At 74.6% G+C, this 11340-nt stretch carries 12 protein-coding genes; 7 read left to right on the top strand and 5 right to left on the bottom strand.

Going from position 1 to position 11340, the window contains the following annotated elements; all coding sequences use genetic code 11:
• Positions 1-33: 33 nt before the first annotated feature.
• Positions 34-852: a PaaX family transcriptional regulator gene (locus ACI8AF_RS14675; protein WP_456540459.1), complete on the top strand. Its 819-nt coding sequence runs from the start codon at positions 34-36 to the stop codon at positions 850-852.
• Here ACI8AF_RS14675 and ACI8AF_RS14670 read toward each other — a convergent pair.
• Entirely contained in the window at positions 849-1256 is a 408-nt protein-coding gene (locus ACI8AF_RS14670) for a RidA family protein (RefSeq protein ID WP_456540458.1), read from the bottom strand. The two genes, ACI8AF_RS14675 and ACI8AF_RS14670, sit on opposite strands and share 4 nt — an antisense overlap.
• Before the next feature lie 67 nt (positions 1257-1323).
• Positions 1324-2082 carry an SDR family NAD(P)-dependent oxidoreductase gene (locus ACI8AF_RS14665; protein WP_456540457.1) on the bottom strand — a complete coding sequence of 253 codons (759 nt, stop codon included), beginning with the start codon at positions 2080-2082 and terminating at the stop codon, positions 1324-1326.
• 73 nt (positions 2083-2155) lie between these two features.
• Here ACI8AF_RS14665 and ACI8AF_RS14660 point away from each other — a divergent pair, with 73 nt between their 5' ends.
• From ACI8AF_RS14660 to ACI8AF_RS14640, 5 genes are all read left to right on the top strand, one after another.
• Entirely contained in the window at positions 2156-2953 is a 798-nt protein-coding gene (locus ACI8AF_RS14660) for an enoyl-CoA hydratase-related protein (protein ID WP_456540456.1), read from the top strand.
• Between the two features lie 16 nt (positions 2954-2969).
• Positions 2970-3830 carry an amidohydrolase family protein gene (locus ACI8AF_RS14655; protein WP_456540455.1) on the top strand — a complete coding sequence of 287 codons (861 nt, stop codon included), beginning with the start codon at positions 2970-2972 and terminating at the stop codon, positions 3828-3830.
• Positions 3831-3918: 88 nt separating this feature from the next.
• Positions 3919-4446 carry an EXLDI protein gene (locus ACI8AF_RS14650; protein WP_456540454.1) on the top strand — a complete coding sequence of 176 codons (528 nt, stop codon included), beginning with the start codon at positions 3919-3921 and terminating at the stop codon, positions 4444-4446.
• Between the two features lie 49 nt (positions 4447-4495).
• Complete coding sequence (locus tag ACI8AF_RS14645) at positions 4496-5257, top strand: ABC transporter ATP-binding protein (RefSeq protein ID WP_456540453.1); 762 nt, start codon at positions 4496-4498, stop codon at positions 5255-5257.
• Positions 5257-6111, top strand: coding sequence for an ABC transporter permease (locus tag ACI8AF_RS14640; RefSeq protein WP_456540452.1), 855 nt, complete (start codon positions 5257-5259; stop codon positions 6109-6111). Before ACI8AF_RS14645 ends, ACI8AF_RS14640 begins: the two co-directional genes overlap by 1 nt.
• Positions 6112-6197: 86 nt before the next feature.
• Here ACI8AF_RS14640 and ACI8AF_RS14635 read toward each other — a convergent pair whose 3' ends face one another.
• Genes ACI8AF_RS14635 through ACI8AF_RS14625 form a run of 3 tightly spaced genes read right to left on the bottom strand, consistent with a single transcriptional unit; the run spans position 6198 to position 10275 of the window.
• A complete protein-coding gene (locus ACI8AF_RS14635; protein ID WP_456540451.1) occupies positions 6198-7877 on the bottom strand; it encodes a DHA2 family efflux MFS transporter permease subunit in 1680 nt (559 codons plus the stop codon).
• 58 nt (positions 7878-7935) lie between these two features.
• Positions 7936-8949 (bottom strand): acyl-CoA-like ligand-binding transcription factor, encoded by a 1014-nt coding sequence (locus tag ACI8AF_RS14630; RefSeq protein WP_456540450.1) that lies wholly within the window; start codon positions 8947-8949, stop codon positions 7936-7938.
• Between the two features lie 45 nt (positions 8950-8994).
• Positions 8995-10275 carry an MFS transporter gene (locus tag ACI8AF_RS14625; RefSeq protein ID WP_456540449.1) on the bottom strand — a complete coding sequence of 427 codons (1281 nt, stop codon included), beginning with the start codon at positions 10273-10275 and terminating at the stop codon, positions 8995-8997.
• 228 nt (positions 10276-10503) lie between these two features.
• On the opposite strand from ACI8AF_RS14625, the gene ACI8AF_RS14620 reads away from it, so the two are divergent.
• Positions 10504-11256, top strand: coding sequence for a hypothetical protein (locus ACI8AF_RS14620; protein ID WP_456540448.1), 753 nt, complete (start codon positions 10504-10506; stop codon positions 11254-11256).
• Positions 11257-11340 lie beyond the last annotated feature (84 nt).

The following is an 11340-nucleotide window of genomic DNA, read 5'->3' as shown; positions in this document are numbered from 1 at the left end:
AACGGGACGCCATGGAGCACCTATCGTGACCTCGTGACCGTCGTCCAGGAGGCAGCCGCGGGGGCCGGCCTGCAGCCGCGGCAGCTCATCGTGACGCTGTACGGGCTGTGGGCCCGGCAGCGCGGCGGCTGGCTGTCGGTGGCGTCGGTCGTGCGGCTGATGGCCGACCTCGGGGTCGACGAGGCCGCCGTCCGGTCGTCGATCTCGCGGCTCAAGCGGCGCGGCCTGCTGGTGGCCCGCCCGGAGGCCGGCGTCGCGGGCTACGCCCTGTCGGCCGACGCGGTGGAGGTGCTCGCCGAGGGCGACGCGCGCATCTTCGGCCGCCGCCGGGCCGAGGTCGGTGACGGCTGGCTGACCGTCGTCTTCTCGGTGCCCGAGTCGGAGCGCGACCGGCGGCACCGGCTGCGGGTGGAGCTGAGCCGCCTGGGCTGCGGCACGGTGGCGCCCGGCGTGTGGATCGCCCCCGGCCACCTCACCGACGAGGTGACCGAGGTGCTGCACCGGCGCGGGCTCGACGGCTACGTCGAGCTGTTCGCCGGCCGGCACGTCGGCTCCGGCGACCCCGCGGCGGACGTGGCGCGGTGGTGGGACCTCGACGCCCTCCAGGCCCGGTACGCGGAGTTCCTGGAGCGGCAGGAGCCGGTGCTGCGGCGCTGGTCACCGGAGACGGCGTTCGCCGACCACGTGCGGCTGGTCACCGACTGGCGGCGGCTGCCCTACGCCGACCCCGGGCTGCCGCTGGCGCTGCTGCCCGCCGGCTGGAACGGCGCCCGCGCCGCGGAGCTGTTCGCCGAGCTCAGCGCCGTCCTCACCGCCCCCGCGGCCGAGCACGCCGCCCGCGTGCTCGGTTAGCCGGGGACGACGGCGGTGCCCTGGACCTCGACCAGCGCCTCGTCGTCCCAGAGGCGGGCCACGCCGATGCCGGCCATCGCCGGGTAGTCGCGGCCGACCAGCCGCCGCCAGACCCCGCCGATCTCCCCGGCGTGCGCCCGGTAGTCGGCGAGGTCGACGGCGTAGACGGTGAGCGACACGAGGTGCGCCGGCTCGCCGCCCGCGGCGCGCAGCGCCGTGAGCAGGTTGCCCAACGCCCGCTCGAACTGGGCGACCACGCCCTCGCCGACGATCCGCCCGTCGGCGTCCATCGCCGTCTGCCCGGCCAGGAACACCGTCCGCCCCGGGCCGGCGACGACGGCGTGCGCGAAGCCCGCCGGCTTGGCCAGCTCCGGCGGGTTGACCCGTTCGCTCACGACGTCCATGGTTCGCCTCCGCGGGGCGCTCCGCTCCTCGCTCGTTCCTCGCTGCGATGCTCACGCCCCTGTCGGCTCACGACTGGACCGCCCCTCCGTCGACGTCGATGCCCTGCCCGGTGATCGCCGCGTTGGCCACGCACAGCAGCACGGCGTCGGCGACCTCCTCCGGCGTGACCAGCCGGCCGATCGGCTGCCGGCGCACCAGCGCCTCGCGGGCCTGCTCCGCCGTCCGGCCGGTGGTCGCGCTGATGTTCTCGACGGTCCGGTCGGTCATCGGGGTGTCCACGTAGCCGGGGCAGACGGCGTTGACGGTCACCCCGGTGCGCGCCACCTCGGCCGCCACCGAGCGGACCAGCCCGAGCAGGCCGTGCTTGGAGGCGGTGTAGGCGGCCACGTAGGGGTCGCCGCGCTTGGCCGCGATCGAGGCCACGGCGACGACGCGCCCCCAGCCCTGCTCGACCATCGGCGGCAGCGCCCGGCGGAGCAGCCGGAACGGCGCGGTCAGGTTGACCTCGAGCATCCGGTCCCAGTCGGCGTCGGTGGTGCGGGCCAGCGGCGCGGAGGTCGCGGCGCCGGCGTTGAGGACCAGCACCTCCACCGGCCCGCCCCACTCCTCCTCCACGCGGCCCAGCACGTCGTCCGCGGCGGAGGGACCGGTGAGGTCGGCCGGGACGACGAGGGAGGGACCGGCCAGGCCGGTGGCGACCGCGGCGAGCTCGTCGGCGCTGCGCGCGGTGAGCGCGACGGAATGTCCCTCGGCCGAGAGCCGGCGGGCCACCGCGGCGCCGATGCCGCGCCCCGCGCCGGTCACCAGGCAGCGGCGGGCGGGCATGCGGCGGAGGTTGCCACCCCTCCGTTACGACCGTCAACATGACGACATACCGGCGTCCGGCGGAGGGGATCGCATGCGGCTCGAGGAGTTCACCGACGTCCGGTACGCCGTGGAGGAGGACAACCACGCGGTCATCACCATCGACCGGCAGGAGCGGATGAACTCCTTCCGCGGCCGCACGGTCGACGAGCTGATCGCGGCGTTCAAGCACGCCTGGGCCGACCGCCGGGTGGCCGCGGTGATCCTGACGGCGACGGGGGAGCGGGCGTTCTGCACCGGCGGGGACGTCAAGGAGCGGGCCGAGACCGGCGGCTACGGCGAGACCGAGTGGGGCACCTTCGAGATCGAGCGGCTGCACCGGATCATCCGCGACATCCCCAAGCCGGTCATCGCCGCGGTGAACGGCATCGCGATCGGCGGCGGCCACGTGCTGCACGTGCTGTGCGACCTGACCGTCGCGGCCGAGAACGCCACCTTCGCCCAGGCCGGCCCGCGGGTGGGCTCGTTCGACGCCGGCTTCGGCACCGCGTACCTGGCCCGCGTGGTGGGGGAGAAGCGGGCCCGCCAGATCTGGTTCCTGCTCGACCGGTACGACGCGACCACCGCCGAGCGCTGGGGCCTGGTGAACGCCGTCGTCCCCAAGGACGAGCTGCTGGACACCGCGCGCGAGTGGGCGCGCAAGATCGGCTCCTACTCGCCGACGGCGATCCGGTTCCTCAAGCACTCGTTCAACGCCGACACCGACCACCAGAGCGGGATCTCCCACCTGGCCTTCGACGGGCTCGAGCAGTTCGTGCACAGCGAGGAGGGCATGGAGGGCGCGCGGGCGTTCGCCGAGAAGCGGCCGCCGGACTTCAGCCCCTACCGCTGAGGCAGGATCGGGAGCCGTGCTCGACGGACACGTCCTGGTGGACGCGCACGTGCACGTCCCGGTGCTCGGCTCGCTGGCCCCGGCGTGGGTCGACTGGGCGCGGCAGTTCGGCCGTCCGGGCGTGCTCGAGGAGGTCTGGCGGCCCGACGGCACGCCCGACCCGGCGGCGCTGGACCGGCTGTTCGCCGCCGAGGGCGTCGACGTCGCCCTGCTGTTCTGCGAGTACAGCCCCAAGGCCACCGGCTACCAGCTCTTCGACGACCTGCTGCCGTTGGTCGAGGCCAACCCGCGGCGGTTCCGGCCGGTGGCCAACGTCAACCCGCACCTGCACTTCCCGATCGCCCGCGAGCTGACCCGCCAGCTCGACCTGGGCGCGGCCGCGCTGAAGATCCACCCGGTGCACGGCGGCTTCCGGGCCGACGACGCCGCGCTGTACCCCGCCTACGCGGTCCTGGTGGAGCGCGGCGTGCCGCTGGTGGTGCACTGCGGCAGCAGCAGCTTCCCGGGCTCGACCAACGCCTACGCCGATCCCCAGCTGCTCGACGCGGTGCTGCGCGACTTCCCCGACCTGCAGGTGGTGCTCGCCCACGGCGGGCGCGGCTGGTGGTACGACGCCGCGGCGTTCCTCGCCGTCTCCCGGCCCAACGTGTGGATCGAGCTGTCCGGCCTGCCGCCCAAGCGGCTGCCCGAGTACTACGCCCGCTTCGACCTCGCGCGGCTGGCCCGCAGGTTCATCTACGGCACCGACTGGCCCGGCGTCCCCGGGCAGGCGGCGAACGCCCGCGCCGTCGCCGGCCTGGGCCTCCCCGACGACGTCGTCCCGCTGGTGTGGGGCGGCAACGCCCTGCGGGTCTACGCCGGCCTCGACCCGGCCTGAGCTCCGCGTCGCACGGCGCGGGGCAGGAACGTGCTTGCTTCTATACGTACATGTATGCATATACTCCTGCCGTGCCTATGATGGTCCCGTGCCGAACAAGACGATCTACGTCTCCGACGCCGACCTGCCCGTCTTCCAGCGGGCGCAGGAGCTCACCGGGGGCAACCTCTCGGCGGCCATCTCCAAGGCCCTGCGCCGGCTGGTCGAGGTCGAGGAGGGCCGCCTGGAGGGGTTCGAGGAGGTCACCGTCCGCGTCGGGGTGGAGCCTGGGAGGCTGCAGCGCTTCCAGGGGGTACGGCTCGTCGACTGGCACCGGACCAGCAGCGGCGGCAGCGGCGGCGAGGAGCGCTTCCGCGTTTTCCGTACCCGCACCGGCAAGTTCGCCGTGCACGTCTCGCTCCCCAAGGGGTTCGTGCACAAGGCCGGCAAGGACGGCCAGCTGACCGGCTGGCGCAAGCACTTCTCCGCCGACCAGCAGTGGGGCGAGACCCCCGCCGTGGCCACCCTCGAGGTCTTCGACACCTTCGAGGAGCTGCAGGCGGCGGTCCCGGCCGAGCTGGCCGCACTGGTGGAGGCCTACGCGACCCAGCCCGAGGTCGAGGACCTCGACATCTGACGCTCCCGGCGCCGCCGGGAGCGGCCCGGCAACGCCCCGAGGAGCGATCATGCCCACCAGTCCACCGCCGGCGATCGAGGTCGCCGGCCTCTCCAAGCGCTACGGCGACCAGACCGTGCTCGCCGGCCTGGACCTCGCGGTGCCCGCCGGCACCGTGACCGCCCTGCTCGGCCCGAACGGGGCCGGGAAGACCACGACCGTCTCGATCCTGGCGACCCTGCTGCCGGCCGACGGCGGCACCGCCCGCGTCCTCGGCCACGACGTGGCCCGCGAGCCGCAGGTCGTGCGGCAGCTGATCGGGGTGACCGGCCAGCTGTCGGCCGTCGACCCGCTGCTCACGGTCACCGAGAACCTGCGCCTGATGGCCGACCTGTTCCACCTGCCCCGCGCGGAGGGCCGCCGCCGCACGACCGAGCTGGTCGAGCGCTTCGGCCTGGCCGACGCCGGCCGCAAGCAGGCCCAGCAGCTCTCCGGCGGCATGCGCCGCAAGCTCGACCTGGCCATGACCCTGGTCGGGGGGCCGCAGGTCGTCTTCCTGGACGAGCCCACCACCGGCCTCGACCCGCGGGCCCGCCGGGAGCTGTGGGACCAGGTGCGCGGCCTCGTGGCCGGGGGCGTGAGCGTGCTGCTGACCACCCAGTACCTCGACGAGGCCGACCAGCTGGCCGACTCCGTCGCCGTCCTGCACGAGGGCCGCCTGGTCGCCCACGACACCCCCGCCGGCCTCAAGGCCGCCCACGACGCCGGCTCGCTCGACGACGTCTTCCTCGCCCTGACCGAGTCCCACCACGACGTGAAGGAGGTGGCGTGATGACCGCCGCCGTCGCTCCCGCCCCCGTCGGCCTCCCCGCGGGGCCCTCCGCCCCGGCCCGTGCCGCAGGCGACCTGCTCACCATGACCCGGCGCAGCATGCTGCGGATGGTCCGCTACCCCTCGCTGAGCGTGCAGCTGGTCGTCATGCCCGTCGTGCTCCTGCTGCTGTTCGTCTACGTCTTCGGCGGGGCGTTCGGCGCCGGCGTCGACGCCGGCACGGCGACCGGCGCGGCCGGGCGGTCGGCGTACCTGGACTACATCACGCCGGCGATCCTGGTGATCACGGCCGCCGCCATCGCCCAGGCCACCGCGATCACCGTCGCCATGGACATGACCGGCGGGATCGTCACCCGGCTGCGCACCATGCCGGTCGCGCCCGTCGCCGTCCTGGGCGGGCACGTCATCGGCGCGGTCGTGCAGACGCTCCTGGCCGGCGCCGTCGTGCTCGGCGTGGCCGTCGCGCTGGGCTTCCGGTCCGGCGCCGACGCGCTCGGCTGGCTGGCGCTGGTGGGCTTCTTCACCCTGTTCGGGCTCATGCTCACCTGGCTGACCGTGGCGATGGGCGCCGCGGCGCGCTCGGTCGAGTCGGCGTCGAACACCCCGATGATCCTGATGCTGCTGCCCTTCTTCGGCAGCGGGTTCGTCCCGGTGGAGACCATGCCCACGGCGGTCCGCTGGTTCGCCGAGAACCAGCCGTTCACGCCGATCATCGAGACCGTCCGCGGCCTCCTGGCCGGGACCGCGATCCCGGCGTCGACGGTGTGGACGGCGATCGCCTGGTGCGTGGGCCTGAGCGTCGTCGGCTGGCTGTGGGCCCGCGCCGCCTACCGCCGTCCTCGCGCGGCCGCCTGACCAGGGGCGTCGAACGCCTGAGGCCCGGGACCGTGGCGGCGGTTCCGGGCCTCAGGCGTTCGAACGGTGCAGCCACGTCGACCGGGTCAGGCGGGGACGGGCGCGTCCCGCGGGTCGTCGTCCCGGTCGGCGGTCCGCTCGACCACCACGCGCTCGTCGACGACGTCGACCGGCGCGGTGAGCCGGGCCAGCTCCTCCTCGGACCCCACCGCCTCGCCGCGGGCGACCATGCCGGCGATCTCCGCCAGCGGGATCTCCTTGAGCAGGAGCGCCAGGACGACGGCGACGAGCAGGATCGGCACGAGGTACCAGAACACCGGGGCGAGCGAGCCGGCGTACGCGTCGACGATCGCCGTCTTCAGGGGCTCGCCGGCCGCCTCGACCGCCGCCGGGGTGAGCGTGTCGGCCGAGGTGATGCCGGCCTGCACCGCCTGCCCACCGTTCTCGGTCAGCGCGCCGACCAGGTTGTCGGCCAGCCGGCTGGTGAACAGCGTGCCGAACAGCGCGATCCCGAGGGTGGCGCCGACCTCGCGGAAGTAGTTGTTCGTGGAGGTCGCGGTGCCGATCTGCTCGGCCGGGACGGCGTTCTGCGCGGCCAGGACGACGTTCTGCATGATCAGGCCGAGCCCGGCGCCGAGCGCGAAGAACATCAGGCCGATCGTCCACAGCGACGTCGCGCCCGACAGCGTCGTCATCCAGACCATCGTGGCCGCGATGACCGCGGCGCCGGCGATCGTGAAGACCTTGTAGCGGCCGGTCTTCGCGATGAACGACGCCGAGCTCTGGATGGTCAGGATGATGCCGGCGGTCATCGGCAGCATGAGCAGGCCGGAGTTGGCCGCCGACAGGCCCGAGCTCATCTGCAGGAACGTCGGCATGAACGCGATCGCCGAGAACATGCCCAGGCCCACCGCCATGCCGAGCGCGGTCGCCACCACGAAGGTGCGGTTGCGGAACAGGCCCAGCGGGATGATCGGCTCGACGGCCCGCCGCTCGACCAGCACGAAAGCCACGGCCGAGACGACGAGCGCGGCCAGCCACGCGAGCGTGACCCCGGCGCCCCAGCCGTCGCTGCCGCCGAAGTCGGTGAACATGATCAGCGACGTGGTGGTGGCCGACAGGGTGACGATGCCGGCGTGGTCGAGCGGGGTGGTGCTGCGCTTGCGGGGCAGCGTGAGCGCGAACCAGCCGATCAGGAACGCGGCCAGGCCGACCGGCACGTTGACCCAGAAGCACCACTGCCAGCCGAACAAGTCGGAGTCGGTGAAGAACCCGCCGACCAGCGGCCCGGCCACGGCGGAGAGACCGAACAGGGCGCCGATGGGGCCCATGTACTTGGCCCGTTCCCGGGCCGGGACGATGTCGGCGATGATCGCCTGCGACAGGATCATCAGCCCGCCGCCGCCCAGGCCCTGCACCCCGCGCCAGATCACCAGCCAGGTGAAGTCCGGCGACAGCGCGGCGCCGAGGCTCGCGATCGTGAACAGCCCGATCGCGATCAGGAACAGGTTGCGGCGGCCCCACAGGTCGCCGAACTTGCCGTAGACGGGCATGACCAGCGTGGTGGCCAGCAGGTAGGCGGTGGTCATCCACGCCATGTGCGAGACGCCGCCGAGGTCGCCGACGATCGTCGGCATCGCCGTCGCCACGATGGTCTGGTCGAGCGCGGCCATGAGCATGCCGGCGAGCAGCGCCGAGAAGATGAGGTTGATCCGGCGCCGGGTGAGGACGATCGGCGGCGGGCTGTCGGTCAGCGGGGCCTGCAAGGGAACTCCATCAGGTCGTGCGGAGGTGCCGCGGGTGCGCGGCACCGGGTGGTGCGGGTCAGGACGGCGTGGGCAGTCCGGCGGCCACGGCGTCCCAGGCCTCGTCGACGAGGTCGGGCAGCGAGGCGGTGAAGTCGGTGGTGAACCAGCGGTGCAGCGAGGTGCGCATGACCGCGGCGGCGACGCCGGCCAGCAGGGTGGGCAGGACGTCGACGCCGACGGTGCTGCCGGTGCGCTCGGCGATCGCCTCGGCGAGCGCCCGCTCGGACTCCCCGAACGCCGCGGCCAGCCGGCCGACGAGCGCGGGGTGGGCGTCGATGACCTTGAGGCGCAGCGGCCACAGCTCGGTCTCGGTGGCCATCTCCGCCACCTGGACGCGCTGCACGGCCCGCAGCGCCTGCAGCGGCGACTCCTCGGCCGGCCGGTCGCGGAACGCCTGGATCTGCCGCGTCGACGCCTCGGGGTCCAGGCCCAGGACGGCCTCGTCCTTGCCGGAGAAGTAGTTGAAGAAGGTCCGCGGTGAGACGTCGGCGCGCTCGACGATGTCGTCGACGGACACGTGCTCCAGCCCGCGCTCGGCCACCAGCCGCAGCGCGGCCTCGTGCAGCGCGAGGCGGGTGGCGAGCTTCTTGCGCTCGCGCAGGCCGGTGCTCACCCCTTCATGGTGCCGCAAACTTGCAGACTCTGCAAGTTTGCGGAGGCTGCACGGCGTGTCGTGCAGGCCGACGGGAACAGGTGTGCGGTAAGGCCCCCGCGTCGGCCGGTCGGGGTCCACCACGGCCGGTTCGGGCTTGGTCCACGCCGAGCCGGGGCCGAGGTCGACGACGCACACGCGGTCGCCGTGCACGACCGCCGTGGAGATGCCGAAGCGGTTGGCGTGGAGCGCGGCGGGCCCGCCGGCGGCGCCCAGCAGGACCAGCCGGGTGCGACCGCCGCGCCGTCCGGATCTGAGGAAGGCGCGCCGGTTTGCCTCGGGGAGCGTGGGGTCGGCGGCGGTCCCCGAGAACTCCTCGCACATGCGTGCCTGGCCCTCCTCGTCGTCCGGGACCGCGGGGAACGCTGTCCGGAGCACGACGGAGGAGCCAGACGGATCGTCCGAACGCCCGTCAGGCGCCGCCTACCGCGGCGGGCACGGCGAGGTGGCGAGTGGTTCCGGCTCGGGTGCCGTCCGGGTGCGGAGCACCGCCCGCCGGAGCAGCGGGACCAGCGCCAGCGTGCTCAGCAGCAGGCACCACAGCAGCGTCTCGCGCAGGCCGAGCACGTCGCCGGCCAGCCCGCCGGCCGCGGCGCCGAGCGGGATGGTGCCGAAGCCGATCAGCCGCACCGCGGCGTTGACCCGGCCGAGGACGGCGGACGGCGTGAGGGTCTGCCGGAGCGAGACGCTCTGCACGTTGAACCACAGGATCGCCGTGGTGAACAGCACCTGCCCGGCGATCAGCAGCGGCACCGCGGCCGGTCCGGCGGGTGTCAGCGCCAGGACGGCCAGGCCGGCGACCGACCCGGCCGCCCCCAGCACGAGGACCGGGCCGATGCCGAGCCGCCGGGCCAGCGGGGCGCTCGTGGCCGCGCCCAGGACCAGCCCGAGGTTGCCCAGGCCCAGCACCAGGCCGACGGCGGCGGCACCCAGGCCGAGATCGCGGACGAGGAAGACCAGGAACACGGTCTCGAACGCGGTGCCGGAGAGGTTGGCCGCGGCCATGTGCACCGTCACCGGGCCGAGCACCGGGCTGGCGCGCAGCTGGCGCAGCCCCACCCCGGCCGCCCGCCAACCCCGGGCGGCGCCCGGGTCGCGCGGCTCGGGGCGCGGCTCCGGGCGGCGGACGAGTGCCAGGGCGACCGCGGAGACGACGTAGCCGGCCGCGTCGACGAGCAGCACCCCGGCCGGTCGCAGCACGCCGACCAGGGCGCCGGCCAGGCTCGGACCCGCGACGCCGGCCACCGACCGCGAGGTCTCGAGCGCGGCGTTGGCCGGCACCACCTGCTCGCGGCGCACCAGCGACGGGAGCACCGACAGGTACGCGACGTCGAAGAGCACCGTGGCCGCGCCGGCCGCCGCGGTGACGAGCAGCAGCAGGGGGAGCGAGAGCCCGCCGACCCACGCGGCCAGCGGCACCAGCAGCAGCCAGGCGGCGCGCCAGAGGTCGCAGCCGATCATCAGCGGACGGCGCCGCACCCGGTCGACCAGCGCCCCGGCCGGCAGCGTGAGCAGCAGGTACGGCAGGAACTCCGCGGCCCGCAGCAGCCCGACCTCGGCCGCCGACGCCTCCAGCGTCAGCAGGGCGACCAGCGGGAGCGCCACCTGGGTGACCGCGGCCCCGAGCTGGCTCACCGAGTGGCCGGTCCAGAAGAGGCGGAAGTCGCCGTCCCGCCAGATCGACTGGGTGGACGGGCGGCGCACGCTCCGCAGGGTAGGACTGCTCGACGTCGCCGCTGGTCAGCGGCCCGAAACTGTCGTACCTCCTGCTCACCCCGGATGACGCCGACCCGGTGCCGGGCACGCCCGGAGCGAGCGCTGGCGGCGACCCTGCGACCCGGCCTTCCCGGGTGTCAGCGAGTCGTTCCCGCCCGAGCTCGCGCACACGCTGGGGGTGGGGCACGGCACCGCGCTGCACCGGGCGCGGCGGGCGTGCACCTGGCGCGACCCGCTGCCGGCGGTGTTCGCGGCGCCGGCCGCCGGGGAGCTGGACGAGCGGCGCGGGCAGATCTCCGCCGACGTCCTCGCCTTCACCGACCCGGCGCTGGCCCGGCGGGTCGCGGCGGCCGTCGTGCTGCCAGCCGGCCGGCCGCCGTCGCCGGGCACGCGATTCCCCCGGCGCGGCTGCGCGACCTGCTGCGCCGCATCGGCGTCCTCGGCCTGACCACCCCCGACGGCGGGGAGCTGGCCCTCGCGCTCACCGACGCCGACGGCGCCCTGGTCGCCACCCCGACCCTGGCCCAGCTGCAGCGGAAGGTCCGCGCCGGCGAGGGCGCTGATCCGCCGCCGGACACCGACGCCGACCGGGCCACCGCCGCCCGGCGCCGGTTCCTCGGCACCCGCGACGGCTGCCGGCACCCGTTCTGCTCGCGGCGGGCCGGCTGGGCCGACCACGCGCAGGGTGGGCGCACCGGCTGCGCGAACCCGTGCTGCCTGTGCCGCACCCACCACCGGCTCAAGACCCTGCTCGCGGGCTGGCTGTTCGCCATGGAGCCCGACGGCACTCTGCACGTCACCAGCCCGGCCGGCATCACCCGCACCACCCGGCCCCGGCTGCACGCCGCCGACCACCACCCCGACCACCAGCGGAACCGGTCGACGATCCGCCGCCGTTCCAGAGCCGCCCCGACGACATTCGCCCCGAAGTCCCGGGCAGCCCTGTCGGGGAGAGCCGCTTCGGGCTGAAAATGGTGCGCGGTCACCCGTAGACGCCGTAGCCGCCTGGTCGATAGAGGCCGTTCTGAAGTCGGGCGCGGGGAGCTGTGCTGT

This window comes from Blastococcus sp. SYSU D00669, assembly GCF_054050715.1.
This window is presented reverse-complemented; position numbering and strand designations above follow the sequence as displayed.

What these genes read in the sequence shown, in the direction of transcription:
- ACI8AF_RS14670 (WP_456540458.1), bottom strand. Translation starts at nt 1,256, where the DNA reads ATGGACGTCGTGAGCGAACGGGTCAACCCGCCGGAGCTGGCCAAGCCG.
- ACI8AF_RS14665 (WP_456540457.1), bottom strand. Translation starts at nt 2,082, where the DNA reads ATGCCCGCCCGCCGCTGCCTGGTGACCGGCGCGGGGCGCGGCATCGGC.
- ACI8AF_RS14660 (WP_456540456.1), top strand. Translation starts at nt 2,156, where the DNA reads ATGCGGCTCGAGGAGTTCACCGACGTCCGGTACGCCGTGGAGGAGGAC.
- ACI8AF_RS14645 (WP_456540453.1), top strand. Translation starts at nt 4,496, where the DNA reads ATGCCCACCAGTCCACCGCCGGCGATCGAGGTCGCCGGCCTCTCCAAG.
- ACI8AF_RS14640 (WP_456540452.1), top strand. Translation starts at nt 5,257, where the DNA reads ATGACCGCCGCCGTCGCTCCCGCCCCCGTCGGCCTCCCCGCGGGGCCC.